Raw genomic sequence first — 24,582 nt, forward strand, 5'->3', positions numbered from 1 at the left:
GCGACATGCTGATCCCGCGCAGGACCAAGCACCGCAAGCAGCACCACCCCAGCCGCAGCGGCATGTCCAAGGGCGGCAACGATCTCGCGTTCGGTGAGTACGGCATCCAGGCGCTCGCGCCGGCGTACGTCACCAACCGCCAGATCGAGGCCGCACGTATCGCCATGACCCGCTACATGAAGCGCGGCGGCAAGGTGTTCATCAACATCTACCCCGATCGCCCGCTCACCAAGAAGCCTGCCGAGGTCCGCATGGGCTCCGGTAAGGGTTCCGTCGAGTGGTGGATCGCCAACGTCAAGCCCGGTCGCGTCATGTTCGAGGTGGCCGGTGTGTCCGAGGAGGTGGCTCGCGAGGCGCTGCGTCTGGCGGCCCACAAGCTCCCCATGAAGTGCCGCATCCTGAGCCGAGAGGGTGGTGACATCTGATGGCAGCGACCAAGCTCACCGCCGAGGATCTCGACAAGCTGGACGACCAGAAGCTGGCCGACGAGCTGTCGAAGGCCAAGGACGAGCTGTTCAAGCTCCGCTTCCAGTCCGCGACCGGCCAGCTCGAGAGCTCCGGCCGCCTGCGGTCCGTCAAGAAGGACATCGCGCGGATCTACACGATCCTGCGTGAGCGCGAGCTGGGGATCCGTCAGGCCCCGGCCGCCGAGTGACTGCGAATCCAGGAGAAGACATGAACGACAACGTCCACGAGGACGCCGCCGTCGAGGGGCACCACGCCTCCTCGCACGACCGTCCCTACCGCAAGACCCTGCGCGGGTACGTCGTCTCCGACAAGATGGAGAAGACCATCGTCGTCGAGGTCGAGGAGCGCGTGAAGCACTCCCTGTACGGCAAGGTCATGACCAAGACCAAGAAGTTCAAGGCGCACGACGAGGAGAACACCGCCGGCATCGGCGACCAGGTCCTCCTGATGGAGACGCGTCCGCTCTCGGCGTCCAAGAACTGGCGCCTGGTCGAGATCATCGAGCGCGCCAAGTGACCCTCTGATCCCCTGAGGATCCGAGGCGCTACGCGCCGACGAGGCCGGTCACCCCACGGGGTGGCCGGCCTCGTCCGTGTCCGGGGTCCCTTTCGAGCGGGTGCCCTACCGGTCTCGCGCGGGGGCTCCGCTACGGCCCCGTAACGTCCTCACGACGGTCCCTGGATGCAGGTCGGGACGGTGCAGATCGTGAAGCCCGACACGCCCTGTGAGACATCACCGTCTGCACAGGTCAACGCCCAGTTCGTGGCATTCGAGCAGGTCATGGATCTGACAACGGCGCTGAAACCTGCTTTCCTGGTTCGTCGTGATCGCCCCTCCGCGGTCCCGCGGCCGTGTGCCGCTCCCGCGTGACGGAGGCACGAGGCAGGAAGCGCCGCTCGTCGGCCCCTCGGTACGAAGCCCTATCAAGGCAGGCCCATGTCCTCACCAGAGTCGTCCCCCATGCCCGCATCACGGCGTCCCGGTCGCCCACCACGCGGACGCAAGCCCGTCGAGCCCCGCCTCGAGGTCGATGACGTCCTGGTCGTGAAGACCTCGAAGATGCGCACGGCCATCGGCGGCACCGTCGTCGGCAACATCATGGAGTGGTTCGACTTCGGGGTCTACGGATACATGACCCTGATGCTCTCGCAGCTGTTCTTCAACACCGGCAGCGAGGCCCTCGACAACATCCTGACCCTGCTCGGCTTCGCCGTGAGCTTCCTGGTGCGCCCGCTAGGCGGCCTCGTGCTGGGCCCGCTCGGCGACAAGATCGGCCGACAGAAGGTCCTGTTCTTCACGATGGCGATGATGGCTCTGGCCACCGCTCTCATCGGCGTCCTGCCCACCGTCGCCGACATCGGCGTCTGGGCGGCGTTCCTGCTCTACGCACTGAAGCTCCTCCAGGGCTTCTCCACGGGCGGCGAGTACGCGGGAGCGACCACCTACGTCTCGGAGTACTCCCCGGACCGCAAGCGCGGCTTCTACGCCTCGATGCTCGACGTCGGCTCGTACCTGGGCTTCGCCCTCGGTGCCGGCAGCGTCGCGCTGACCCACCTGATCACCTCGCAGGTCTGGGGCCCCGACACGATGGAGCAGTGGGGATGGCGCGTGCCGTTCCTGCTCGCGATCCCGCTCGGCGCGGTCGCCATCTGGTTCCGTGCCCGCATCCCTGAGACCCCCGCCTTCGAGGCCACCGAGGCCGAGCAGGAGGCCGAGGCGAACGGCGCATCGGCGAGCGAGGATGCCGGGTCGCTGCATGCGCGCAAGGGGCCCTTCGGCATCATCAGGTACCACTGGCGCGAGCTCCTGATCGCCGTGGCGATCGTGGCGGCGACCAACACCGCCGGCTACGCGCTCACCAGCTACATGCCCACCTACCTGGGCACGCAGTTCGGCTACAACGAGATGACCAGCGCGGCGACCACGATCCCCGCTCTGCTCATCCTGTGCGTGATGATCCCGATCGCCGGGAAGGCGTCGGACCGCTTCGGTCGCCGCGCGGTGTACTTCGCGGGCTCGCTGGCCTCGATCCTGCTGATGCTCCCCGCGTTCTGGCTGATGCACCAGAGCGCCTTCCTGGAGATCCAGGTGGCGATGGTGATCGTGGCGATGCCGGTGGCGATGTTCATCGGTCCCTCGGCCGCGGCGCTGCCGGCGCTGTTCCCGACGGCCGCCCGCTACGGCGCGATGGGCATCGCCTACAACATCTCCGTCTCGCTGTTCGGCGGCACCACCCCGGTGGTCTCCCAGACGCTGATCGAGTGGACCGGCAACAGCTACATGCCGGCGCTGTGGATCATGTTCTTCGGACTGCTGGCCGGGATCGCCGTGATCTTCATGCGGGAGAGTGCGAAGCGCCCGCTGCTGGGCTCCTTCCCCTCGGTCGAGACCGAGCAGGAGGCGCGTGAGCTGGTCGCGCACCAGGACTCCAACCCGCTGCTGAACACCTCGGAGATGCCGATCGTGGTCGACCCCGAGATGGAGGCCGAGATCGAGGACGCCCTCGACGTCCCCGGTGCGGGGCTCCCCTCGGACGGCGACCGCGGCGTGGGGGAGGGCGGCGGTGCGGGCTCAGACCCCGCCGACGTGCGCTCGTGACGCCCACGATCTGACGCCCGACGCAGCGGCGGCGTGGCGGCGGTGATCCCGCCCCACGCCGCCGCTCCGTGTCTGCGCGGGAGGGCGCGGGCGCCCGTCCATGAGCAAGGCCACAGCGTGCTGGGCGCCCAGGCCTTCCGCCGAGGGCGGTCCAGCGCCTACACTTGAACAGTTGCTGATCTCGTGCGCGCCCTCGGGTGCGCACGGAGGATGCGGACCGCAGCGTCCATCCCCCGTCGGAGACCGCACACCACCGGCTCCCCGTGAGCCCCAGGTGTGACCGAGTCCGCCGGAGGGTTTTTTGATGCCCGCCGCGCTCCGCGCCGCGACCCGGCCCCGTGGCCGGAGAGCGGGCAATGGTCCATATCCGTTCCGCAAGGCTGGCGCTCCCGTCCTCGGGTGGGCGAGAACCGGCGAGACGACAGGAGTACTGAGTGATTCAGCAGGAGTCGCGACTGAAGGTCGCCGACAACACGGGTGCGAAGGAGATTCTCTGCATCCGCGTTCTCGGTGGCTCCGGTCGCCGTTACGCAAGCATCGGCGACACCATCGTGGCGACCGTCAAGGACGCCATCCCCGGTGGCAACGTCAAGAAGGGCGACGTCGTCAAGGCTGTCGTCGTGCGCACCTCCAAGGAGCGCCGTCGCGCCGACGGGTCCTACATCCGTTTCGATGAGAACGCCGCGGTCATTCTGAAGACCGACGGCGAGCCGCGTGGTACGCGCATCTTCGGCCCCGTGGGCCGCGAGCTGCGCGACAAGCGGTTCATGAAGATCATCTCGCTGGCGCCGGAGGTGCTGTGACATGGCAGGCATGAAGATCAAGAAGGGTGACCTGGTCCAGGTCATCACCGGCCGCACCAGCGACGCCGCAGCCATCGACGCCCGCAACACGCGGCGTGAGAAGGCCGAGCGCGCCACGCTGGAGCCGGGAGACAAGGGCAAGCAGGGCCGCGTGCTCGAGGTGTTCACCGACACCCAGCGCGTGCTCGTCGAGGGCGTCAACCGGCGCACCCGTCACCTGCGTCCGACCCAGCAGGGCGGCGCGGGCGGCATCGAGCAGCGCGAGGCGCCGATCCACGTCTCGAACGTGGCGCTCGTCGACCCCGAGGACAACCGTCCCACCAAGGTCGGGTACCGCGTCGAGAGCGTCGAGCTCGAGAACGGCCGCACCAAGCAGGTCCGCGTGCGCTACTCCAAGCGCTCCGGGAAGGACATCTGATGACCACCGTCGACACGACCACCCAGGCGCCCAGCCCGCGCCTGAAGAGCACGTACAGCGAGACGATCAAGCCGCAGCTCACCGAGCAGTTCGGCTACGAGAACGTCATGCTGGTCCCGTCGCTGACGAAGATAGTCGTGAACATGGGAGTCGGCGACGCCGCTCGCGACTCCAAGGTGATCGACGGCGCGATCCGCGATCTCGCCACCATCACCGGTCAGAAGCCCCAGGTCACCAAGGCCCGCAAGTCGATCGCGCAGTTCAAGCTGCGTGAGGGCATGCCGATCGGCGCCCACGTGACGCTGCGTGGCAACCGCATGTGGGAGTTCCTGGACCGTCTGCTGTCCACCGCTCTTCCGCGCATCCGTGACTTCCGCGGACTGTCGCCGAAGCAGTTCGACGGCAGCGGCAACTACACCTTCGGTCTCACGGAGCAGGTCATGTTCCACGAGATCGACCAGGACGAGATCGACCGGGTCCGCGGTATGGACATCACGGTCGTGACCACCGCGAAGACCGACGACGAGGGACGCGCCCTGCTCAAGCTGCTCGGCTTCCCCTTCAAGGAGAACTGACATGGCAAAGACAGCGCTGATCAAGAAGCAGGAGCGCAAGCCGAAGTTCGGCGTGCGCGCGTACACCCGGTGCCAGCGGTGCGGTCGTCCGCACTCGGTCTACCGCAAGTTCGGGCTCTGCCGCGTGTGCCTGCGCGACATGGCTCACCGCGGTGAGCTGCCCGGCGTCACGAAGAGCAGCTGGTAAGGACTATCACCACAGGTCCTGCATCGAGCGCCACGGCGCCGTCGCGGGAAACCAGGTGAGGAAGAAGCACTGAGACATGACCATGACCGACCCGATCGCGGACATGCTGACGCGGATCAGGAACGCCTCCGGCGCGTACCACGACACCGTCACCATGCCGTACTCGAAGCTGAAGAGCGGCATCGCGAACATGCTGAAGACCGAGGGGTACATCCTCGGCTGGCACGAGGAAGAGGCCGAGGTGGGTAAGAACCTCGTCCTCGAGCTGAAGTACGGCCAGAGCCGCGAGCGCGCCATCTCCGGCGTGCGCCGCATCTCGAAGCCCGGCCTTCGCGTGTACGCCAAGTCCACCAATCTGCCCAAGGTCCTCGGCGGCCTGGGCGTGGCGATCCTGTCCACGTCCTCCGGCCTCCTGACCGACAAGCAGGCTGCCAAGAAGGGTGTGGGCGGGGAAGTCCTCGCCTACATCTGGTGAGCGGGAGAGGAGCACACCGAAATGTCCCGCATCGGATTCCGACCGGTCCCCGTGCCGGCAGCCGTCCAGAACGTCAGCATCGATGGCCGCACCGTCACGGCGACGGGCCCCAAGGGCGAGCTCTCGCACACCGTGCCTGAGCCCCTGACCATCGAGCGCAACGACGCCGGCGAGATCGTCGTCCGTCGTCCCGACGACGAGCAGGAGAACCGTGCGCTGCACGGGCTCACCCGCACGCTCGTCAACAACATCCTCCTCGGCGTGACCGAGGGCTACGAGAAGAAGCTGGAGATCGTGGGCACGGGCTACCGTGTGACCGCGAAGGGCACCGACCTCGAGTTCGCGCTCGGCTTCTCCCACCCCGTCATCGTGAAGGCCCCGCAGGGGATCTCCTTCGCGGTCGAGTCGCCCACCAAGTTCTCGGTGTCCGGCATCGACAAGCAGCAGGTGGGACAGGTCGCTGCGAAGATCCGCGGTATCCGTCCGCCCGAGCCCTACAAGGGCAAGGGCGTGCGCTACGCGGACGAGGTCGTGCTGCGCAAGGCCGGAAAGGCTGGTAAGTGATCATGGGTTACGCAGAGAAGCACACCAGCGGTGCCCGCGGCAGCCGGCTGCGCTCGCGCGGCCGTCGCCACCTGCGCGTGCGTCGCCGCATCGTCGGCAGCGCCGAGCGTCCCCGCCTGGTGGTCACCCGCTCGCAGCGCCACATGTTCGTCCAGGTCGTCGACGACGCCAAGGGTCTCACCCTGGCATCGGCCTCCACCATGGAGCAGGACCTGCGCGGAGCAGAGGGCACGAAGTCGGACAAGGCCCGCACCGTCGGGACCCTCGTCGCCGAGCGTGCCAAGGCCGCCGGCATCGACGCGGTCGTCTTCGACCGCGGTGGCAACAAGTACCACGGCCGCGTGGCCGCCGTCGCTGACGGTGCGCGCGAGGCCGGCCTGGCACTGTGATCGCCCCCCGGACACAGGACGAGAAGAGGAACTGATATGGCTGCACAGCAGCGAAGCAGCGGTCCCGCGGCCTCCGGCCGGCGGGGCGAGAACTCCAACACGGATCAGCGCGGCGGCAACGACCGCGGTCGTGGCGGCCGTCGCGGCGAGGGCCGCGGTCGCCAGCAGGAAGCGGAGAAGTCCGCCTTCCTCGAGCGCGTCGTGAGCATCAACCGCGTCTCGAAGGTCGTCAAGGGCGGCCGTCGTTTCTCCTTCACCGCCCTCGTGGTGGTGGGTGACGGCGACGGAACCGTCGGCGTCGGCTACGGCAAGGCCAAGGAGGTCCCCTCGGCGATCTCCAAGGGTGTCGAGGAGGCGAAGAAGAACTTCTTCCGCGTCCCGCGCATCCAGGGCACCGTCGTGCACACCGTCCAGGGCCACGACGCAGCGGGCACCGTCCTGCTGCGCCCCGCGGCTCCCGGTACCGGTGTGATCGCCGGCGGTCCGGTCCGCGCCGTCCTCGAGTGCGCGGGCGTCAACGACGTGCTCTCGAAGTCGCTCGGATCGAGCAACCAGATCAACATCGTGCGTGCGACCATCGACGCGCTCAAGCAGCTCGAGGAGCCCGAGGCCGTCGCGGCCCGTCGTGGCCTCCCGGTCGAGGACGTCGTCCCGGCGCCCCTGCTGCGTGCGCAGGCCGCCGGTCGTGCCGCCGCTCGTGAGGCCAAGGCCTCCGAGAAGGTGGGTGCGTGATGCAGCTGAAGGTGACCCAGGCGCGATCCGTCATCGGCGAGAACCAGAACCAGCGTGCCACCCTGCGCGGCCTCGGCCTCAAGCGCATCGGTGACACGGTGGTGAAGGAAGACCGCCCCGAGATCCGCGGCATGATCCGCTCCGTCACCCACCTGGTGACGGTCGAAGAGGTGGACTGACACATGACTGACTCCAACCAGAACCCTCTGAAGCTCCACGACCTGCGCCCCGCGCCCGGTGCCAAGACCGCGCGCACCCGCGTCGGCCGTGGTGAGGCATCCAAGGGTAAGACCGCCGGTCGTGGCACCAAGGGCACGAAGGCCCGTTACCAGGTGCCCGCAGGCTTCGAGGGCGGTGCGATCCCTCTGCACATGCGGCTTCCGAAGCTGCGCGGCTTCACCAACCCCTTCCGCGTCGAGTACCAGGTCGTGAACCTGTCGGCCCTCTCCGAGCTGTTCCCCGAGGGCGGCACGGTCACGGTCGAGGACCTCGTCGCCAAGGGTGCGGTGCGCAAGAACCAGCCCGTCAAGGTGCTGGGGACCGGCGATGTGAGCGTCAAGCTCGACATCACCGCGCAGAAGTTCTCCGCCTCGGCGGAGCAGAAGATCACCGCGGCGGGCGGCACTGCCCGCACCGCGTGAGCGCGCTCGCGCTTCTTTGACGGGGCGCCGCAGGGAGAAATAGCCTTCCTGCGGTGCCCTGTCGGCATGTCCGGGCCCTTCCCGCGGGCCCCTGAGAAGGGAGTCACGTGAACGCGTTCGTCCGAGCGTTGCGCACACCCGAGCTGCGGGCGAAGATCCTCTTCACCCTCGCTCTCCTGGCGGTCTACCGCCTCGGCGTCTTCATCCCCACCCCCGGGTTCGACTACACCAACGTCACCGCTTGCGCCCAGCAGGCCCAGTCGGGCAGCGGCAGCGTGCTGGGGATGGTCAACCTGTTCTCCGGCGGTGCCCTGCTGCAGATGTCGGTGTTCTCCCTGGGCGTGATGCCCTACATCACGGCCTCGATCATCATCCAGCTCCTGCGCGTGGTGATCCCGCGCTTCGAGGAGCTGCACAAGGAGGGCCAGGCGGGCACCGCCAAGCTCACCCAGTACACGCGGTACCTGACGATCGGCCTCGCGGTCCTGCAGGCCACCACCATCATCACGATGGTCCGCACGGGCAGCTTCTTCCAGGGCTGCAACCTCCAGGTGATCCCCGACCAGGCCATCACCGCCCTCGTCCTGATGGTGCTGACGATGACCGTGGGCACCGTGATCATCATGTGGATGGGCGAGCTCATCACCGAGCGCGGCATCGGCAACGGCATGTCGCTGCTCATCTTCACCTCGATCGCCGCCGCCTTCCCCTCCTCGATGGGGCAGATCTGGCAGCTCCAGGGGTGGATGACCTTCAGCCTGATCGTGCTGGTCGCCCTGGTGATCATGGTCGGCGTGGTCTTCGTCGAGCAGTCCCAGCGGCGCATCCCCGTGCAGTACGCCAAGCGCATGGTGGGCCGTCGCATGTACGGCGGCACCTCGACGTACATCCCCGTGAAGGTCAACCAGGCCGGCGTCATCCCGGTGATCTTCTCGAGCTCGATCCTGGCCCTTCCCCAGCTGATCGCCTCCTTCGGCGATCCCTCGGCCGGATGGGTCAAGTGGGTCAACGCCCACCTCGTGATGGGCTCGAGCTTCTCCTGGATCTACGCGGTCGTGTACGTCAGCCTGATCGTGTTCTTCGCCTTCTTCTACGTCTCGATCACCTTCAACGCGGAGGAGATCGCCGACAACATGAAGAAGTACGGCGGCTTCGTCCCCGGCGTGCGCGCCGGCAAGCCCACCGAGCGCTACCTGCAGTACGTCATCAACCGTGTGCAGACGCCGGGCGCGATCTACCTCGCGGTGATCTCCCTGATCCCGCTGTTCGCCCTCGTCTACCTGGGCGCGAACCAGAACTTCCCGCTCGGCGGCGCGTCGCTGCTGATCATCATCGGTGTCGGCCTCGACACCGTGAAGCAGGTCGACGCGAAGCTGCAGCAGCACCACTACGAAGGGATCCTCCGATGACCGATCAGCCTCAGGACGCCCCGTCCGCCGACGTCCCCTCCCGGGACGCAACGGGCGGTGACGCCCCCGCGGCCGGCGCCCGTCGCCTGCTGATCATCGGTGCGCCCGGTGCGGGCAAGGGGACCCAGGCGAGCCGCATCACCGAGGCCCTGGGCATCCCGGCGATCTCGACCGGGGACATCTTCCGCCGCAACGTCTCCGAGCAGACCGAGCTCGGGACGCTCGCGAAGTCCTACATGGACGCCGGCGAGTACGTCCCCGACTCCGTCACCAACGACATGGTGCGGGACCGGCTGGCCGAGGACGATGCGCGGGAGGGCTTCCTGCTCGACGGGTACCCCCGCACCCTCGACCAGGTCACCGCGCTCGACGAGATCCTGGCCGGCTCGGACTCCGCCGTCGACGCGGTGCTGATGCTCGAGGTCGACTACGACGCCGTGATCCAGCGTCTGCTGGAGCGCGGCGCCGCGGAGGGCCGCAGCGACGACACCGAGGAGACCATCCGTCACCGTCTCGAGGTCTACGCCGAGCAGACCACCCCTCTGGTCGACGTGTACGAGCGTCGCGGGCTGCTGCACCGCGTCAACGGCATGCTCGGCATCGACGAGGTCACCGACGAGCTGCTGGCCGTCCTCGGCGCCCGATGAGCCGACTGCGCCGCGAGCGCGTCGAGCTCAAGACCCCTGAGCAGATCGCGCTGATGCGCGCGGGCGGACTGCTGCTGAGCCGGGTCCACGACATGCTGGCCGAACGGATCCGGCCCGGCGTCACCACCGCGGAACTCGACCGCCTCGCCGAGGAGATGATCCGCGACGAGGGAGCGACCCCGAACTTCAAGGGGTACATGGGGTACCCGGCCACCGTGTGCATCAGCGTGAACGACGTGGTCGTCCACGGCATCCCGGGCGACCACACCCTCGACGAGGGCGATCTGGTCTCGATCGACGGCGGCTGCATCCTCGAGGGCTGGCACTCCGACGCCGCCCGCACGCACGTGGTCGGTGACTTCCGGTCCGCTGCGGACGAGCGCCTCGTGGACGTCACCCGTGAAGCCATGTGGCAGGGAATCGCCGCCCTTGCCGACGCCCGTCGCGTGGGGGAGGTCGGCGGGGCCATCGAGGACTACGTCGAGGCAGCCGCCCCGGGCGAGCTCTTCCACCTCGAGGAGTTCGGCGGCCACGGCATCGGCAGCGCCATGCACCAGCCGCCCGACGTGATGAACTTCCGCACCCGCGACCGCGGCCCGAAGATCGTGCCGGGGATGTGCCTGGCGATCGAGCCGATGCTGATCCAGGGATCGGGGGAGTGGGAGATGCTCGCCGACGACTGGACCGTCCGCGCGACGGGCGGAGGACGCGCCGCGCACGTCGAGCACTCCGTCGCCGTCACCGACGAGGGCCTGGTCGTCCTGACCGCATCCGACGCCGGCGCCGCGGAGCTCGCGGCCCGCGGGGTCGCGGCCGCGCCCGACCCGGCCTCGGCGTGACGGGGGTCATTGCCCATCGGCCTCGGCCTGGCGATGCTTCGACGGTAGGATGGTCGATCGGGTGTGCTCCGTTCGCGTTCGGGCGCACCCAGGCGTATCCCCGTTCTCCCGGCCCGTCCGGCGATGGCGCGGTGCGCTCGGAGACCGACGCGAGACCCCGCCCCGCACCCGCGGCGGCGAGGAGATAGGGGAGGCATGGCCAAGAAGGACGGCGTGATCGAGGTCGAAGGCACGGTCAAGGAGGCGCTCGCCAATGCGCGTTTCCGGGTCGAGCTGGACAACGGGCACAAGGTGCTTGCGCACATCTCCGGGAAGATGCGTCAGCATTACATCCGGATCCTGCCCGAGGACCGCGTGGTCGTCGAGCTCAGCCCCTATGACCTCGACAAGGGCCGCATCGTCTACCGCTACAAGTGATCTCCGGCGCCGCGCACCCGAGCGCGGTCGTCGGCGGGGCCCTGTGCCCCTGAACCAGCGAGAAGGAAGTCATGAAGGTCAAGCCGAGCGTCAAGCCGATCTGTGACAGCTGCAAGGTGATCCGTCGCCACAGCGTGGTCATGGTCATCTGCAAGAACCCGCGGCACAAGCAGCGCCAGGGCTGATCAGGTCCCGTACCGATCTGGCCGCGCGAGCAGCCGCGCCCGTGAGGGGACCGAGGGTCCCGTCGCAGGCAGCCCGGTCCGCCGGGCACGGGGGCACAGCCCCGACACAACAGAAGAGCCGACACCACCGGCGAGGAGAGATCCCGTCGGTCACCCGCAGGCGGAGGCTGCGGCGCACGTGACGTGCGAGGTGTCGTCTCAGGCCTCCGAGACAGTAGGAGAACTGCACCATGGCACGTCTTGTTGGTGTCGACCTGCCGCGCGAAAAGCGCGTCGAGGTCGCCCTGACGTACATCTTCGGCATCGGGCGCACCCGCGCCCTCGAGACCCTCGCCGCCACCGGCGTGGAGCCGAGCACCCGAGTGCGCGACCTCAGCGACGAGGACCTCGTCAAGCTGCGTGACCACATCGAGGCGAACTACCAGCACGAGGGCGACCTGCGTCGCGAGGTTGCTGCGGACATCCGCCGGAAGGTCGAGATCGGCAGCTACCAGGGCCTGCGCCACCGCCGTGGCCTGCCCGTGCACGGACAGCGCACCAAGACCAACGCGCGCACCCGCAAGGGCCCCAAGCGCACCGTGGCCGGCAAGAAGAAGTCCCGCTGATCCACGGGCACCGCGCCCTGCAGCAACTCCGCGCCGTCCCCGCACGGTGCACCGATCATCTGAACTGAACCGAGGAGCTCCGCCTCATGGCTACGAAGACCCGCCAGGCGGCGGCGCGCAAGCCGCGTCGCAAGTCCAACAAGAACATCGTGAACGGTCAGGCTCACATCAAGAGCACGTTCAACAACACCATCGTCTCCATCACCGATCCCACCGGTGCCGTGATCTCCTGGGCCTCCGCGGGCCAGGTCGGCTTCAAGGGCTCGCGCAAGTCCACGCCCTACGCCGCGCAGATGGCCGCCGAGGCCGCTGCCCGCCGCGCGCAGGAGCACGGGCTGAAGAAGGTCGACGTGTTCGTCAAGGGCCCCGGCTCGGGCCGCGAGACCGCGATCCGTTCGCTCACCGCGACCGGCCTCGAGGTCGGCTCGATCCAGGACGTCACCCCCCAGGCCCACAACGGCACCCGTCCCCCCAAGCGTCGTCGCGTCTGAGATGCAGCAGTCGCCGACCCGGTCTTCCCACCTCGGGAGACGGCCGGGGCGGCGACCCGTGGTCACCCACCCCTCATGAGCGTCATATGGCGGACGCTCGCAGAAAGGACACACCGTGCTCATTGCACAGCGCCCCACGCTGACCGAAGAGGTCGTGTCGGAGAATCGCTCTCGGTTCGTCATCGAGCCGCTCGAGCCCGGGTTCGGCTACACGCTCGGCAACTCGCTGCGCCGCACCCTCCTGTCCTCGATCCCTGGAGCCGCGGTCACCTCGATCCGCATCGACGGCGTGCTGCACGAGTTCAGCACCGTCCCCGGGGTCAAGGAGGACATCACCGAGGTCATCCTGAACATCAAGGGCCTGGTCGTCTCCTCGGAGAACGACGAGCCGGTCGTGATGTACCTGCGCAAGGAGGGTGAGGGCGACGTGACCGCCGCCGACATCACCCCGCCCGCAGGCGTGGAGATCCACAACCCGGATCTGCACATCGCGACCCTCGCCGGCAAGGGCCGCCTGGAGATCGAGCTGGTCGTCGAGCGCGGCCGCGGCTACGTCTCCGCCGCGCAGAACAAGGGCGTGGACGCCGAGATCGGCCGCGTGCCGGTCGACTCGATCTACTCGCCCGTGCTCAAGGTGACCTACAAGGTCGAGGCGACCCGTGTCGAGCAGCGCACCGACTTCGATCGTCTGATCGTGGACGTCGAGACCAAGCCGGCCATCTCGCCGCGCGATGCCATCGCGTCGGCCGGGAAGACCCTGGTCGAGCTGTTCGGCCTCGCTCACGAGCTGAACAACGAGGCCGAGGGCATCGAGATCGGCCCGTCGCCGACCGATCAGGCGCTCGCGCAGGACCTGGCCCTGCCGATCAGCGACCTGAACCTCACGGTCCGCTCGTACAACTGCCTCATGCGCGAGGGCGTGCACACCGTCGGTGAGCTCACCTCCCGCTCCGAGGCCGATCTGCTGGACATCCGCAACTTCGGGCAGAAGTCCATCGACGAGGTCAAGGCGAAGCTCGCCGACCTCGGTCTGTCGCTCAAGGACTCGCCGGCCGGATTCGACCCCTCGGCCATCGCGACCTACGACGACGACTACGGCGACCAGTACTGACCTTCCGTTTCTTGATCTAGGAGAACGACCATGCCTGCTCCCACCAAGGGTGCGCGCCTCGGTGGATCGCCCGCCCACGAGCGGATGATCCTCGCGAACCTCGCGACCGAGCTGTTCCGTCACAAGTCCATCACCACCACCGAGACCAAGGCGAAGCGGCTGCGCCCCGTCGCCGAGCGCCTCGTGACCTTCGCGAAGAAGGGCGACCTGGCCTCGCGCCGTCGCGTCATGCGCACCGTCCGCGACCGCGGCGTCGTGCACACGCTCTTCGAGGAGATCGCCCCGACGCTCGCGGAGCGTCCCGGTGGCTACACCCGCATCACCAAGGTCGGCCCCCGCAAGGGCGACAACGCCCCGATGGCGGTCATCGAGATCGTCTCCGAGGCGTACTCGCCCAAGCAGGAGGTCGTGAAGGAGGCCGAGGGTGCCGCCCGCGGCGCCGCCAAGGCCGAGTCCGAGGCCCCCGCGGCCGAGGCCGCGTCCTCGGAGGCCGCCGAGGCCCCCTACGGCGAGGACTCCTTCCGCGGGGAGAACCCGCCCGAGGGCTTCGACATCAAGGGCAACGAGGACTCCATGAAGTTCCACGCCCCGGATTCGCCCTGGTACGGCCGCACGGTCGCCGAGGTCTGGTTCCGCACCCCCGAGGCCGCCGAGAAGGCCGGCTTCGTCAACGCGGTGAAGAACGCCGACGAGGAGTCCGAGGAGGCCTGAGCCTCCCCACCTCCCCGGTGACAGAACGAAGGGCCCGCCGAGCATCGCTCGGCGGGCCCTTCGTCGTCGGTGCCACCTGTGGTCTCGGGGCGCCGGTCCCGCGGCGCGCCGAGATCCCCGGCACGGGTGGGGTTCAGGCGCGGGCGTAGGAGGACTGGGTGCCCTGACGCGTCACCGAGTCGGCCGCATAGGCCGTCCCCGCACGGATCGCCGCGGCGATGTCGCGCGTGCGCACCCAGCTGGTGGCGAAGCAGCCGATGAACGCGTCCCCGGCCCCTGTGGTGTCCACCGCCTGCACGCGCGGTGCCTCGATGAGCTCCTGTCCACCCTCGTGCACCCACAGCGCGCCCCGCGCGCCGAGGGTGACGATGACGTCGTGGACCCCGGCCTCCAGCAGCACCTCGGCGGCGCGGCGGACGTCCTCGAGGTCATCCACGGGCATCCCCGTGAGCAGCTCGAGCTCGGACTCGTTGGGGACCAGGAAATCCACCGAGCGGAGCTGGGCGATGTCCAGGTCGGGGGAGGCCGGTGCCGGGTTCAGCAGCACCGGGATCCCCAGCTCCCGCCCCAGGTCCATCGCCGCGCGGACGGTCTCCAGAGGGATCTCGAGCTGCAGCACGATCAGCTCGCAGCGGGCGACGGCCGGCCGCGCCGCCTCCACGTCCTGCGGAGTGAGCAGGGCGTTGGCGCCCTTGATGATGAGGATCGAGTTCCTGGACTCGGGGTCCACGAAGATGGGCGCGACGCCCGAGGAGGCCCTGGTGCGCAGCACGTGCTCGGTGTCGATCCCGTTGTCCGCGAAGTTCCGCAGGGTGGTGTCGGCGAAGACGTCGTCGCCGACCCGCGTCACCATCACCACCTCCGAGCCCAGGCGTGCCGCAGCGACCGCCTGGTTCGCGCCCTTCCCTCCGCAGCCCATGCGGAAGTCGGGTGCCTCGACCGTCTCGCCCTCGCCGGGCATGCGATGGATGTACGAGATCAGGTCGACCATGTTCGAGCCGATGACGGCGATGGGGCCCACCCGTGGTCCGTCGGCACCCATCTCAGCGCTCCTCGGGGGACGGGGCCCGGTCGGAGCCCGGGGCGTCGGCCGTGGCCGCCGAGGCGCTGAGCTCCCGCTCGCCGCCGACGCGACGGCGCAGCACCAGGAAGTAGACCAGGATCGCGGCGAAGCAGAACAGGTTGACGATGAAGCTGAAGCGCATCGACCCCGTCGCATCCGAGATCAGCCCCTGCAGAGCGGGGATCACGGCACCGCCGATGATCGACATGACGATGATCGCGCCGCCGGTCTCGGTGAAGCGCTTGTCCTCGATGACGTCGAGGTTGCGGGCGAAGATCGTCGCCCAGCACGGGCCCAGCAGGGCCGAGGCGACGATCGCCGCGTAGACGGACGTGAAGTTCGGCGCTGCGACCACGTACAGGATCGTCGCCATCCCCAGCGCGGAGTAGACGACGAGCACGAGGTCCTCGTCGACGCGGGTCATCAGCAGGTTCGCCACGAACTTTCCGACGAAGAAGGCGATGAAGGCAGCGATCAGGTAGGAGGCGGCCTCCTTCTCGTTCAACCCGTCGTCCAGGACCAGGGCGAGACGGATGGTGAAGGACCACAGCGCCGTCTGCATGCCGACGTAGAGGAACTGGGTGACGATGCCCGCGCAGAAGATCCGGTTGCGCAGCAGGTAGGAGAGCGTCTCGCCGATCGAGGCCTTCTGCTCCGTGGCGTCGGTGCGCAGGGGCTTGGAGTGCGGGTACTGGGTGATCGCGATGAGCACCACGAGCACCAGCAGCAGAACCAGGATCACCTTGTACGGGGCCAGGGTGCGCCCCAGCGCCTCGGAGGTGATCGCCACGCGCTCGGCCTGCGAGGAGGCGTCTGCGACGCGCTCGTGCAGGGCGTCGCCGTCGGTGAACACGAGGAACTTGCCCAGCAGCGCGCCGCCCAGGAAGCCGAAGGCGGTGAAGGTCTGCGAGATGTTAAGACGCAGCGTGGCACGGCGGCGGGGGCCGATCATCGAGGAGTAGGTGTTGGCCGAGGTCTCGAGGAAGGACAGCCCGATCGCGATCGCGAACAGCGAGCACAGGAACACCGAGTAGGTGGCGACCTGCGAGGCGGGGAAGAACAGCACGCAGCCCAGCACGTAGACGCTGAGGCCGATCAGCAGGCCCGTCTTGTAGCTGGTCCTGCGGATCACGCGGCTGGCGGGGATCGCGACCAGGAAGTAGCCCCCGTAGAACGCCGACTGCACGAAGGCCGAGGCGAAGTCGGACAGCGTGAACACGGCCTTGAACTGCGTGATGAGGATGTCGTTCATGCTCGCCGCCATGCCCCACATCGGGAAGCAGATCGACAGCAGAATGAACTGGAACAGGGGCGTGCGGTCGAGGTAGCCGTCCTTCAGCTGACGGGCGCGGTCCTTGATGAGGCCGCGGGAGGTGTTCGGGACACCCTCCTCGCCCACGACGGTGTGCGTGGTACTCATTCCAACTCCTTTGTTCGGACACCTCAGTGAAGGCGGCATGCCCGGGAGCCCGCAATCACCGGGTGGCACATATGTGCCGATCCGTTGCGGGGTCAGGGAGTCGGGAGGTCGGCGAGGCGCCGAGCGGTCGCGACGTCGGTCACGAGATGGTTCGCGTAGCGCCGTTCGAGAGCCGCTCGGATCACCTCGGTGACCGCCTCCCCGCCCGCCACCAGCACCGTGCACCGTGCGCGTCGGAGCTCGGAGAGGGTCGGACCACCGGTGCGCTGGCTCAGCGTCGGTGCGACGACCCGCCCGTGCGCGTCGATGAAGCGTCCGCAGATCCGGCCGACGGACCGCTCGCGCACCTGCACGCATTCCTCGCTCGACGCGCACGTCGAACCCGCGAGGAGGCCCGGATCAGGGAGCTCGGCACCGAAGACGAGCACCCGGGCGCTGCGGCGCAGGGTCTCGTGCGCGCGCACTCCGGGATCCTCCTCGGCCGCGAGACGCTCCTCGAGCGAGCGGTGCACGAGGGGCGAGGGCGAACGCTCCACGGGAACGCCGGCGCGGGCGGTGAAGGCCTCGAGGGACGGCGGCGAGGTGCCGTCGACCTCGGAGCCGCCCAGTTGCACGAGGGCCCGCGGGCGTTCGTGCATCCGGAGGATCGCCGCCTCGGCCGTCTCCCGGATGGTGCTCGACCACCACAGCCCGATTACCTGGTCCTCGAGGAGCCCGGCGGCGCTGATCATCTCGGCCGCACCGACTCCGAGCGCATGGTCGCGATCGTTCGGTCCTCGACCGGCGGGCACCACGAGGCGGACGTCGGCCAGGGCGAAACGGTCGCGCAGTGCACCCACCAGCTCGCGGTCCGACTCGCGGGGATCGAGGACGAGCGTGCGGACGAACCCCTTCTCCCGCGCGGTCGCCAGCAGCTTGGAGACCTGGGGGCGCGAGACGTGCAGCCGGTCCGCGACCTGCTGCTGGGAGAGCCGCTGGCCGTGGGCGAGCTTGGCCGCGTCCAGGGCCAGGCGCTCCCTGCCGGTCAGGCCCGACTCGTCCCGGCTCACGGCATCCCTCAGCCGAAGTGGCGGGGGAGGGTCCCCTCGCGCAGCTCCCGCAGCTCGGCGAGACCGACGGCCTCGAGGGACGCGACGGCGAGAGTCGCGCCGCCCGTGGAACCGACGCCGATGGCGGGCACGCCGTGCTCGCGAGCGAGATCCAGCAGCTCCTGCTCCCTCCCCGCCTCGACGGCGACGAGTGCGCGGCCCTGGGACTCGGAGAACAGGGCGGTGAACAGGTCGACGCCGTCGCGACGCGTGAGCCCGTCGAGCGAGACCTCGGCGCCGACACCGAAGCGCACGGAGCCCTCGACGAGCGCCTGGGCCAGCCCGCCCTCGGAGAGGTCGTGCGCGGCGGCGGCGAGACCGCCGGCGCCCGCGGTGATCAACACCTCTGCGAGAGCCCGCTCCGCCTCGAGGTCGACCTGCGGGGGCAGACCGCCCAGATGATCGTGGGCGACCTGCGCCCAGGCCGAGCCCGACAGCTCCTCGCGGGTGGTCCCCAGCAGGATCAGACGGAGTCCGTCCTCGTGCCACCCGGAGGGGGTGCGGGCGGTGACGTCCTCCATCACGCCCAGCACGCCGACGACGGGCGTCGGGTGGATGGCCGAGTCGATCCGCCCGGGCTCCCCGGTGGAGTTGTACAGCGAGACGTTCCCGCCGGTGACGGGGACGCCCAGGGTCTCGCAGGCCTCGGCGAGCCCGCCGATCGCCTCGACGAGCTGCCACATGGGCCCCGGATCCTCGGGCGAGCCGAAGTTCAGGCAGTCGGTCACCGCGAGCGGCCTCGCGCCGACGGTCGCGACGTTCCGGTAGGCCTCGGCGAGGGCGAGACGGGCACCGGTGCGCGGATCGAGCTTGGTGTAGCGGCCGTTGGCGTCGGTCGCGATCGCGACCCCGCGGTTGGTGGTCTCGTCCACCCGCAGCACGCCCGCGTCGTCGGACATCGCCAGGGCCGTCTGCCCGCCCACGTAGCGGTCGTACTGGTCGGTGACCCAGTGCGAGGAGGCGAGGTTCGGGGAGGAGACCAGGGCCCGGAGGGTCGCGGTGATCTCCTCGGGCGTGCTCGGGCGGGGAAGGGCCTCGGCCGCGTCCGCCTGCAGCGCGTCCTGCCAGTCGGGGCGTGCGTAGGGGCGCTCGTAGGTCGGCCCGCCGTGGGCCACGGTGACCGGGTCGACGTCGACGATGCGGGTGCCGTGGTGGTCGATGGTGAGGCGGCCGTCGCCGGTGACCTCGCCGATCACCGAGGTCTCCACGTCCCACTTCCCGGTGACCGCGAGGAACGCCTCGAGGTTCTCGGGCGTGACCACGGCCATCATCCGCTCCTGCGACTCGCTCATCAGGATCTCGCCCGCGTTCAGGGTCGGATCGCGCAGCAGCACGTTCTCGAGGTCCACGTGCATCCCGGAGCCGCCGTTGGAGGCGAGCTCGCTGGTGGCGCAGGAGATGCCGGCCGCACCGAGGTCCTGGATGCCCTCGACGACGCCGCCGTGGAAGAGCTCCAGGCAGCACTCGATGAGCACCTTCTCCATGAAGGGGTCGCCCACCTGGACGCTCGGACGCTTCAGCGGCCCGCCCTCCTCGAAGGTCTCCGAGGCCAGGATCGACGCGCCGCCGATCCCGTCGCCGCCGGTGCGGGCGCCGAAGAGCACCACCTTGTTGCCCGTGCCCGTCGCGGAGGCCAGGTGGATGTCCTCATGGCGCAGCACGCCGACGGCGAGGGCGTTGACCAGGGGATTGGTCTGGTACGAGGCGTCGAAGACGGTCTCGCCGCCGATGTTCGGCAGCCCGAGGGAGTTGCCGTAACCGCCGACGCCGGAGACCACGCCGTGCACGACCCTGGCGGTGTCCGGGTGGTCGATCGCGCCGAAGCGCAGCTGATCCATCACCGCGACCGGCCGGGCGCCCATGGCGATGATGTCGCGCACGATCCCGCCCACGCCCGTGGCGGCCCCCTGGTGGGGCTCGACGTAGGAGGGGTGGTTGTGGGACTCGACCTTGAAGGTCACGGCCCAGCCGTCGCCGATGTCGACGACGCCGGCGTTCTCGCCCATGCCGACCAGCAGGTGCTCGGTCATCTCCTCGGTGATGTGGTCGCCGAAGGTCTTCAGGTGGACCTTCGAGGACTTGTACGAGCAGTGCTCGGACCACATCACCGAGTACATGGCGAGCTCGGCGTTGGTGGGGCGCCGCCCCAGGATCTCGCGGATCCGCGCGTACTCCTCGTCCCGCAGCCCCAGCGCCTGGTACGGCTGCTGCGCGTCGGGGTCGGCGATCGCGTCCTCGACGGTGTCGACGTCGGAACGGGAGTCGACCGCGTCCAGCGGGTCGTGCGGGTCGTGGTGCTCGGAGGTGGTGCTGGGCTGGCTCATCGCTCGGTCTGCGTCCGTTCGTCGCGCACGGTGGAGGGGACCGGATCAGTCTACGGGCGCGGGTGGACCGCCCACACGGGTGACCGGTGGGCGGTCCCCGGGTCAGCGGGTGCCGGACGGACGCTGGGCCTTCTGCTGCTTCTTGCGCTCGGCCGCGAGCGCCTTCTCGCTCACCGGCGCATCGGCCGACGCGCGCTGCGCCCGGTGGTAGGCGGCCGCTTCGTCCTGGCGCTCCTTCTCGGCGCCGAGAGCGATCGGTGCCCGGAGGTGCCCCGGGCGGACGTCGAAGGCGGCGACGAGATCGGCGACGTGCAGGCGCAGCCGCCACAGCAGCCGCTTGATGTCCACGGCGACCTGCCGGCCGCGCTGGGTCGAGAGCTGCCCGTTGAGCAGGTACCACGCGAGGTCGTCCTGCAGGAGCGTGAGGCCGAACAGGTCTCGCACGTCGGTGAGGATCTGCCGCGATCCCTCGTCCTCGATCTGGGCGATGCCGGCCGTGAACGCCCGCCAGCGCACGAGGTCGGCGTGAGCGCGCGCCGCGTCGAGCATCTCCACCTGGTGCTTGTTGACCAGGGCCGCAGCCGTGGCCGGATCCATCTTCCCGGCCGAGCGCAGGGCGAGTGCGACCTCCTCGACCTTGACCCGTGCCCGCTCGGCGAGCAGGTGCTCCTGGACCTCGGCCTGACGCAGCGTCTCCGAGGAGCGGCGCGCGTTGCCCGCGTCGGAGGCGGTCTGCACGAGACGGCCCCAGGGAGTGTGGCGGTGGGCGAGGACGTCGGCCCGCTGCGCGATGAAGCGGCCGATGCCGGCGCGGTCGATGCTCTTGAGGTCGTGGGTGTAGTCGGCCAGCAGTCGCTTGGCGACCAGCTGCAGCAGAACCGTGTTGTCGCCCTCGAAGGTCGCGTACACGTCGAGGTCCTGGTGCAGGCCGACCAGCTGGTTCTCGGCGAGGAAACCCTGGCCACCGCAGGCCTCGCGGCACTCCTGGATGGTGTCCAGGGCGAGGTTCGTGGAGGTGGGCTTGAGGGCTGCGGCCAGGGTCTCGAGGTCCTCGCGGGCCTCGGGGTTGTCCCCGCGACCGGAGAACACGTCGTCGAAGGCCTGCAGCAGCTGCTCGTGGGCGAAGGTGCCCGCGTAGGTCGCGGCGAGCTTCGGCAGCAGGCGCGACAGATGGCTCTGGTAGTCCAGCAGCACGGTCTCCTCCGTCGGCGAGGCGGCGGAGAACTGCCGACGCTGGGAGGCGTAGGTCAGCGCGATCGTGAGGGCGAGCTGGCTGGCCCGGTTCGCCGAGCCGTCCAGCGAGACGCGCCCCTGCACGAGCGTGCCCAGCATGGTGAAGAAGCGCCTGCCAGGGGAGTCGATCGGCGAGGTGTAGGTGCCGTCCGCGGCGACGTCGCCGTAGCGGTTGAGCAGATTGGTGCGCGGCACCCGGACGTGATCGAAGGCGAGACGGCCGTTGTCGATGCCGTTCAGCCCGCCCTTCTCGCCGTCGTCCTCGCTGTGCACGCCCGGCAGCAGCTCCCCGGAACCGTCGCGCACGGGCACGTAGAAGCAGTGCACGCCGTGGTCGACGCCGCGGGTGATCAGCCGGGCGAACACGGTGGCGGCGCGCGCGTGGATGGCGGCGTTGCCCAGGTAGTCCTTGGTGGCGGCGCGGAACGGGGTGTGGATCACCCACTCCTCGGCCTCGGTGTCGTACGTCGCCGTGGTGCCGAGCGACTGCACGTCGGATCCGTGGCCGATCTCGGTCATCGCGAAGGCCCCGGGGGTCTCCAGGCTCATCGCGTCCGGGATCCACGTGTGATGGTGCTCCTCGGTGCCCAGCTGCAGGATCGCCGAGGTGAACAGCCCCCACTGCACCCCGGCCTTGATCTGCAGCGAAGGGTCGGCGACGACGAGCTCCTCGAAGCCCGCGACGTTGGCGCCGTTGTCGTTGGGACCGCCCAGGTGCTCGGGCAGCATCGGCCAGGAGACGTTCTCCTTCGCCAGGGTCTGCATCTGCGCGAAGACCCGTGCCCGGTGCTCGGCGACGGTCGCGTCGAGGGGGCGGTGCATCTCGGGCCGGGCCGCACGCTCGCGCGCCTGGTCGCGGGTCTCCGCCCACTGCCCGAGGAGGGCGCGGGTGACGGCGTCGACGTCCAGGTGCGGGTCGCCGTCGGGGACGGTCGGGGCGGGGCCCGGTGGGACGGGAGCGGTGGGCGCCGGCCCGGTCGGGGTCGGGATCGCCTCGGCCCCGGAGGCCGGGGCGGCGGTGGTCGTGGTGCGGTCGGTCCTCTGCGTCGAGGCGCTCATTGCATTCCCTTCATCAGCCAGGTCACGAGATGGTCGGAGAGATCGTCGGCGCTCGGACGCGAAGCATCCGGGTCGCGCATCCAGCGGTCCACGGCCCGTTCGACGAAGCCCACGGCGCCCGAGGCCCACAGCACGGGGGCGGGGTGGTCCCGGGGCAGCGCGGCCGAGGCGAGACGGGTCGCGGATTCCAGGAAGTGGTTGAGCCCGTCGCTGGGGCGGGTGACGAAGGCGTAGACATGGGGCGAGCGCTGCGCGGTGTCGACGTAGGTCGAGATCATCGCCCGCAGATGCTCCTGAGCGGAGACCGGGGTGGTGCTGTCGCCGGCCGCGGCGAGGCCGCGCACCTCCTCGGTCAGCCGCTTCTGCATCGCGCTGAGGATGTGCAGGCCGAGCGCTCGCTGCAGGTGCGCCTTGTCGGCGAAGTAGCGGTAGATGATGGACTTCGAGGTGCCGGAGGCGGTGGCGATCTCCTCCATGGTCACGTCCGGTCCGCGCTCGTGGATGAGGTGGCGGGCGACGTCCAGCAGCTCGGCCCGGCGGCGTTCGCGGTGCAGTGCCCAGCGGGCGGTGCGGCCATCGCTCTCGGCAGCGCTCGTCCTCGCGTCCTTCATGGGGGAGGGGGTGAGCGCCTCCGGGGCGCCAGGCGTCTTCGCGTTCACGAAACCGAGGGTATCAAGTACCGGCGGTTGCATGTAAGGTCTCTCCCGGGTCGGATCCCGTCCGCCCCGTCCTGCGTTCCGACGACCCGAAGAGGTGTCCCGTGACCGACGCACCCGCGTCCCGCTCCACCCCGTACACCGTGCCCTCCGCAGTGCGCGATGCCTACGTCCTGGGTGGCAACCGCCTGCCCTTCGCCCGCTCGGGCGGCGCCTATGCCGGCGTCTCCGAGCAGGACATGCTGACCGCCGCGCTCGAGGGCCTGGTCGCGCGGTTCGGTCTGCAGGGAGCCCAGCTCGGCGAGGTCGCCGGAGGCGCCGTCCTGAAGCTCGCGGGCGACCTCAACCTCACCCGCGAGAGCGTGCTGGGCACGCCGCTGGACGCCCGGACGCCCGCGATCGACATGTCCAAGGCCTGCGCGACCGGCCTGGAGACCGTCACCCACGTCAGCAACAGGATCCGTCTCGGCCAGATCGAGGCCGGCGTGGCCTGCGGCGTCGACTCCGCCTCGGACGCCCCGATCGAGGTGTCCGTGCGACTGCGCCGGCTGCTGCACCGACTCTCCCGCGCCAGGACCGCCGTGCAGCGGGCCCAGGTGATCTCCGGTCTGCGCCCGGGAGACCTCGCGCCGCTGCCCCCGCGCAACTCCGAGCCGCGCACGGGTCTGTCGATGGGTGACCACCAGGCCGTCACCAACGCCCACTGGGGTATCACCCGTGAGGCGCAGGACGAACTCGCTCTGGCCAGCCACCGCAATCTCGCCGCCGCCTACGGGGCAGGTCTGCTCGACGACCTCGTGACCGGCTACCGAGGACTCGGGCGCGACGAGAACCTGCGCCCCGACAGCTCGATGGAGAAGCTCGCGAAGCTCAAGCCCGTCTTCGGCACCTCGAACCCGGCGATCGCCGAGCCCACCATGACCGCGGGCAACTCGACCCCGCTCTCCGACGGCGCCTCGAGCGTCCTGGTCGCGAGCCGTCAGTGGGCCGAGGAGAACGGCCATGCACCGCTGGCACGCATCGTCGACACCCGGATCGCGGCCGTCGACTACGTCCACGGTGACGAGGGCCTGCTGATGGCCCCCGCCTACGCCGTCCCCGCACTGCTCGATGCGCACGGACTGGGCCTGGAGGACCTCGACCTGATCGAGATCCATGAGGCCTTCGCCTCCACCGTCCTGACGACGCTCGCAGCATGGGAGTCCGAGGAGTTCGGGCGCGAGCGCCTGGGGCGCCAGGGCGCCTTCGGAAGCGTCGACCGCAGCCGCCTGAACATCGCCGGGTCCTCGCTCGCCGCCGGGCACCCCTTCGCCGCCACCGGCGGGCGCATCGTCGCGACCCTGTCCAAGCTGTTGCACGCCCAGGCGAAGCAGAAGGGGAAGGTCCAGCGCGGGCTCGTCTCCGTGTGCGCCGCCGGCGGCCAGGGGAGCGTGCTCCTGCTCGAGTCCGACGGCAAGTGAGACGACGACACCTG

General features: G+C 69.6%; 30 protein-coding genes. 24 read left to right on the top strand and 6 right to left on the bottom strand.

The window, feature by feature from the left end; translation table 11 throughout:
* Positions 1-5 precede the first annotated feature (5 nt).
* The 23 genes from rplP to rplQ all read left to right on the top strand — a co-directional run bounded on the left by rplP (position 6) and on the right by rplQ (position 14,265).
* A complete protein-coding gene (gene rplP / locus DEO23_RS04085; RefSeq protein ID WP_109274682.1) occupies positions 6-425 on the top strand; it encodes a 50S ribosomal protein L16 in 420 nt (139 codons plus the stop codon).
* A complete protein-coding gene (rpmC, locus tag DEO23_RS04090; RefSeq protein WP_109274683.1) occupies positions 425-655 on the top strand; it encodes a 50S ribosomal protein L29 in 231 nt (76 codons plus the stop codon). Before rplP ends, rpmC begins: the two co-directional genes overlap by 1 nt.
* Positions 656-675: 20 nt before the next feature.
* Complete coding sequence (rpsQ, locus tag DEO23_RS04095) at positions 676-984, top strand: 30S ribosomal protein S17 (protein ID WP_109274684.1); 309 nt, start codon at positions 676-678, stop codon at positions 982-984.
* A 444-nt stretch (positions 985-1,428) separates the two neighbouring features.
* Positions 1,429-3,066, top strand: a complete 1,638-nt coding sequence (locus DEO23_RS04100) for an MFS transporter (RefSeq protein WP_109274685.1) — start codon at positions 1,429-1,431, stop codon at positions 3,064-3,066.
* 434 nt (positions 3,067-3,500) lie between these two features.
* On the top strand, positions 3,501-3,869 hold the full coding sequence (gene rplN / locus DEO23_RS04105) for a 50S ribosomal protein L14 (RefSeq protein ID WP_109274686.1): 369 nt from the start codon (positions 3,501-3,503) through the stop codon (positions 3,867-3,869).
* A gap of 1 nt (position 3,870) precedes the next feature.
* Positions 3,871-4,287: a 50S ribosomal protein L24 gene (gene rplX / locus DEO23_RS04110; RefSeq protein ID WP_109274687.1), complete on the top strand. Its 417-nt coding sequence runs from the start codon at positions 3,871-3,873 to the stop codon at positions 4,285-4,287.
* Positions 4,287-4,862: a 50S ribosomal protein L5 gene (rplE, locus tag DEO23_RS04115; RefSeq protein WP_109274688.1), complete on the top strand. Its 576-nt coding sequence runs from the start codon at positions 4,287-4,289 to the stop codon at positions 4,860-4,862. The genes rplX and rplE overlap by 1 nt, the downstream gene beginning before the upstream one ends.
* A 1-nt stretch (position 4,863) precedes the next feature.
* A complete protein-coding gene (locus DEO23_RS04120; RefSeq protein ID WP_109274689.1) occupies positions 4,864-5,049 on the top strand; it encodes a type Z 30S ribosomal protein S14 in 186 nt (61 codons plus the stop codon).
* Positions 5,050-5,125: 76 nt separating this feature from the next.
* The gene (gene rpsH, locus DEO23_RS04125; protein ID WP_109274690.1) at positions 5,126-5,524 is read left to right on the top strand and encodes a 30S ribosomal protein S8; all 399 of its coding nucleotides are present in this window, start codon (positions 5,126-5,128) and stop codon (positions 5,522-5,524) included.
* A 21-nt stretch (positions 5,525-5,545) separates the two neighbouring features.
* Positions 5,546-6,088 carry a 50S ribosomal protein L6 gene (gene rplF / locus DEO23_RS04130; RefSeq protein ID WP_109274691.1) on the top strand — a complete coding sequence of 181 codons (543 nt, stop codon included), beginning with the start codon at positions 5,546-5,548 and terminating at the stop codon, positions 6,086-6,088.
* Positions 6,089-6,090: 2 nt separating this feature from the next.
* Positions 6,091-6,477, top strand: a complete 387-nt coding sequence (gene rplR / locus DEO23_RS04135) for a 50S ribosomal protein L18 (protein WP_109274833.1) — start codon at positions 6,091-6,093, stop codon at positions 6,475-6,477.
* Positions 6,478-6,513: 36 nt separating this feature from the next.
* On the top strand, positions 6,514-7,209 hold the full coding sequence (rpsE, locus tag DEO23_RS04140; RefSeq protein ID WP_109274692.1) for a 30S ribosomal protein S5: 696 nt from the start codon (positions 6,514-6,516) through the stop codon (positions 7,207-7,209).
* Positions 7,206-7,388, top strand: a complete 183-nt coding sequence (gene rpmD / locus DEO23_RS04145) for a 50S ribosomal protein L30 (RefSeq protein WP_165831713.1) — start codon at positions 7,206-7,208, stop codon at positions 7,386-7,388. The genes rpsE and rpmD overlap by 4 nt, the downstream gene beginning before the upstream one ends.
* Positions 7,389-7,391: 3 nt before the next feature.
* The gene (gene rplO, locus DEO23_RS04150; protein ID WP_109274694.1) at positions 7,392-7,850 is read left to right on the top strand and encodes a 50S ribosomal protein L15; all 459 of its coding nucleotides are present in this window, start codon (positions 7,392-7,394) and stop codon (positions 7,848-7,850) included.
* Positions 7,851-7,957: 107 nt separating this feature from the next.
* Positions 7,958-9,259 carry a preprotein translocase subunit SecY gene (secY, locus tag DEO23_RS04155; protein ID WP_109274695.1) on the top strand — a complete coding sequence of 434 codons (1,302 nt, stop codon included), beginning with the start codon at positions 7,958-7,960 and terminating at the stop codon, positions 9,257-9,259.
* Entirely contained in the window at positions 9,256-9,906 is a 651-nt protein-coding gene (locus tag DEO23_RS04160; protein ID WP_109274696.1) for an adenylate kinase, read from the top strand. Before secY ends, DEO23_RS04160 begins: the two co-directional genes overlap by 4 nt.
* A complete protein-coding gene (map, locus tag DEO23_RS04165) occupies positions 9,903-10,745 on the top strand; it encodes a type I methionyl aminopeptidase (RefSeq protein WP_109274697.1) in 843 nt (280 codons plus the stop codon). The genes DEO23_RS04160 and map overlap by 4 nt, the downstream gene beginning before the upstream one ends.
* Positions 10,746-10,940: 195 nt before the next feature.
* On the top strand, positions 10,941-11,162 hold the full coding sequence (gene infA / locus DEO23_RS04170; protein ID WP_109274698.1) for a translation initiation factor IF-1: 222 nt from the start codon (positions 10,941-10,943) through the stop codon (positions 11,160-11,162).
* A 71-nt stretch (positions 11,163-11,233) separates the two neighbouring features.
* On the top strand, positions 11,234-11,347 hold the full coding sequence (gene rpmJ / locus DEO23_RS04175) for a 50S ribosomal protein L36 (RefSeq protein WP_087105259.1): 114 nt from the start codon (positions 11,234-11,236) through the stop codon (positions 11,345-11,347).
* A gap of 230 nt (positions 11,348-11,577) precedes the next feature.
* Positions 11,578-11,952: a 30S ribosomal protein S13 gene (rpsM, locus tag DEO23_RS04180; protein WP_109274699.1), complete on the top strand. Its 375-nt coding sequence runs from the start codon at positions 11,578-11,580 to the stop codon at positions 11,950-11,952.
* Positions 11,953-12,038: 86 nt separating this feature from the next.
* Positions 12,039-12,443: a 30S ribosomal protein S11 gene (gene rpsK / locus DEO23_RS04185; RefSeq protein WP_109274700.1), complete on the top strand. Its 405-nt coding sequence runs from the start codon at positions 12,039-12,041 to the stop codon at positions 12,441-12,443.
* A 115-nt stretch (positions 12,444-12,558) separates the two neighbouring features.
* On the top strand, positions 12,559-13,554 hold the full coding sequence (locus DEO23_RS04190; RefSeq protein WP_109274701.1) for a DNA-directed RNA polymerase subunit alpha: 996 nt from the start codon (positions 12,559-12,561) through the stop codon (positions 13,552-13,554).
* Between the two features lie 30 nt (positions 13,555-13,584).
* Positions 13,585-14,265 carry a 50S ribosomal protein L17, sunset domain variant gene (gene rplQ / locus DEO23_RS04195; protein ID WP_109274702.1) on the top strand — a complete coding sequence of 227 codons (681 nt, stop codon included), beginning with the start codon at positions 13,585-13,587 and terminating at the stop codon, positions 14,263-14,265.
* Between the two features lie 133 nt (positions 14,266-14,398).
* Here the strand turns inward: rplQ and rbsK are convergent, their stop codons facing one another.
* The 6 genes from rbsK to DEO23_RS04225 all read right to left on the bottom strand — a co-directional run bounded on the left by rbsK (position 14,399) and on the right by DEO23_RS04225 (position 23,111).
* Positions 14,399-15,307, bottom strand: a complete 909-nt coding sequence (rbsK, locus tag DEO23_RS04200; protein WP_109274703.1) for a ribokinase — start codon at positions 15,305-15,307, stop codon at positions 14,399-14,401.
* A 1-nt stretch (position 15,308) separates the two neighbouring features.
* Positions 15,309-16,748, bottom strand: coding sequence for an L-fucose:H+ symporter permease (gene fucP, locus DEO23_RS04205; protein WP_109274704.1), 1,440 nt, complete (start codon positions 16,746-16,748; stop codon positions 15,309-15,311).
* 92 nt (positions 16,749-16,840) lie between these two features.
* A complete protein-coding gene (locus DEO23_RS04210) occupies positions 16,841-17,797 on the bottom strand; it encodes a sugar-binding transcriptional regulator (protein WP_205678836.1) in 957 nt (318 codons plus the stop codon).
* An 8-nt stretch (positions 17,798-17,805) separates the two neighbouring features.
* The gene (gene purL, locus DEO23_RS04215; protein WP_109274705.1) at positions 17,806-20,160 is read right to left on the bottom strand and encodes a phosphoribosylformylglycinamidine synthase subunit PurL; all 2,355 of its coding nucleotides are present in this window, start codon (positions 20,158-20,160) and stop codon (positions 17,806-17,808) included.
* 102 nt (positions 20,161-20,262) lie between these two features.
* The gene (locus DEO23_RS04220) at positions 20,263-22,452 is read right to left on the bottom strand and encodes an acyl-CoA dehydrogenase family protein (RefSeq protein ID WP_109274706.1); all 2,190 of its coding nucleotides are present in this window, start codon (positions 22,450-22,452) and stop codon (positions 20,263-20,265) included.
* Positions 22,449-23,111, bottom strand: a complete 663-nt coding sequence (locus DEO23_RS04225) for a TetR/AcrR family transcriptional regulator (RefSeq protein ID WP_240613195.1) — start codon at positions 23,109-23,111, stop codon at positions 22,449-22,451. The genes DEO23_RS04220 and DEO23_RS04225 overlap by 4 nt, the downstream gene beginning before the upstream one ends.
* Positions 23,112-23,212: 101 nt before the next feature.
* On the opposite strand from DEO23_RS04225, the gene DEO23_RS04230 reads away from it, so the two are divergent.
* Positions 23,213-24,568: an acetyl-CoA C-acetyltransferase gene (locus tag DEO23_RS04230; RefSeq protein WP_240613196.1), complete on the top strand. Its 1,356-nt coding sequence runs from the start codon at positions 23,213-23,215 to the stop codon at positions 24,566-24,568.
* The last annotated feature ends 14 nt before the right edge of the window (positions 24,569-24,582 follow it).

Source organism: Brachybacterium endophyticum (genome assembly GCF_003130585.1).
Classification (GTDB): domain Bacteria; phylum Actinomycetota; class Actinomycetes; order Actinomycetales; family Dermabacteraceae; genus Brachybacterium; species Brachybacterium endophyticum.

What these genes read in the sequence shown, in the direction of transcription:
- rplP (WP_109274682.1), top strand. Translation starts at nt 6, where the DNA reads ATGCTGATCCCGCGCAGGACCAAGCACCGCAAGCAGCACCACCCCAGC.
- rpmC (WP_109274683.1), top strand. Translation starts at nt 425, where the DNA reads ATGGCAGCGACCAAGCTCACCGCCGAGGATCTCGACAAGCTGGACGAC.
- rpsQ (WP_109274684.1), top strand. Translation starts at nt 676, where the DNA reads ATGAACGACAACGTCCACGAGGACGCCGCCGTCGAGGGGCACCACGCC.
- DEO23_RS04100 (WP_109274685.1), top strand. Translation starts at nt 1,429, where the DNA reads ATGCCCGCATCACGGCGTCCCGGTCGCCCACCACGCGGACGCAAGCCC.
- rplX (WP_109274687.1), top strand. Translation starts at nt 3,871, where the DNA reads ATGGCAGGCATGAAGATCAAGAAGGGTGACCTGGTCCAGGTCATCACC.
- rplE (WP_109274688.1), top strand. Translation starts at nt 4,287, where the DNA reads ATGACCACCGTCGACACGACCACCCAGGCGCCCAGCCCGCGCCTGAAG.
- DEO23_RS04120 (WP_109274689.1), top strand. Translation starts at nt 4,864, where the DNA reads ATGGCAAAGACAGCGCTGATCAAGAAGCAGGAGCGCAAGCCGAAGTTC.
- rpsH (WP_109274690.1), top strand. Translation starts at nt 5,126, where the DNA reads ATGACCATGACCGACCCGATCGCGGACATGCTGACGCGGATCAGGAAC.
- rplF (WP_109274691.1), top strand. Translation starts at nt 5,546, where the DNA reads ATGTCCCGCATCGGATTCCGACCGGTCCCCGTGCCGGCAGCCGTCCAG.
- rplR (WP_109274833.1), top strand. Translation starts at nt 6,091, where the DNA reads ATGGGTTACGCAGAGAAGCACACCAGCGGTGCCCGCGGCAGCCGGCTG.
- rpsE (WP_109274692.1), top strand. Translation starts at nt 6,514, where the DNA reads ATGGCTGCACAGCAGCGAAGCAGCGGTCCCGCGGCCTCCGGCCGGCGG.
- rplO (WP_109274694.1), top strand. Translation starts at nt 7,392, where the DNA reads ATGACTGACTCCAACCAGAACCCTCTGAAGCTCCACGACCTGCGCCCC.
- DEO23_RS04160 (WP_109274696.1), top strand. Translation starts at nt 9,256, where the DNA reads ATGACCGATCAGCCTCAGGACGCCCCGTCCGCCGACGTCCCCTCCCGG.
- map (WP_109274697.1), top strand. Translation starts at nt 9,903, where the DNA reads ATGAGCCGACTGCGCCGCGAGCGCGTCGAGCTCAAGACCCCTGAGCAG.
- infA (WP_109274698.1), top strand. Translation starts at nt 10,941, where the DNA reads ATGGCCAAGAAGGACGGCGTGATCGAGGTCGAAGGCACGGTCAAGGAG.
- rpmJ (WP_087105259.1), top strand. Translation starts at nt 11,234, where the DNA reads ATGAAGGTCAAGCCGAGCGTCAAGCCGATCTGTGACAGCTGCAAGGTG.
- rpsM (WP_109274699.1), top strand. Translation starts at nt 11,578, where the DNA reads ATGGCACGTCTTGTTGGTGTCGACCTGCCGCGCGAAAAGCGCGTCGAG.
- rpsK (WP_109274700.1), top strand. Translation starts at nt 12,039, where the DNA reads ATGGCTACGAAGACCCGCCAGGCGGCGGCGCGCAAGCCGCGTCGCAAG.
- rplQ (WP_109274702.1), top strand. Translation starts at nt 13,585, where the DNA reads ATGCCTGCTCCCACCAAGGGTGCGCGCCTCGGTGGATCGCCCGCCCAC.
- rbsK (WP_109274703.1), bottom strand. Translation starts at nt 15,307, where the DNA reads ATGGGTGCCGACGGACCACGGGTGGGCCCCATCGCCGTCATCGGCTCG.
- fucP (WP_109274704.1), bottom strand. Translation starts at nt 16,748, where the DNA reads ATGAGTACCACGCACACCGTCGTGGGCGAGGAGGGTGTCCCGAACACC.
- purL (WP_109274705.1), bottom strand. Translation starts at nt 20,160, where the DNA reads ATGAGCCAGCCCAGCACCACCTCCGAGCACCACGACCCGCACGACCCG.
- DEO23_RS04220 (WP_109274706.1), bottom strand. Translation starts at nt 22,452, where the DNA reads ATGAGCGCCTCGACGCAGAGGACCGACCGCACCACGACCACCGCCGCC.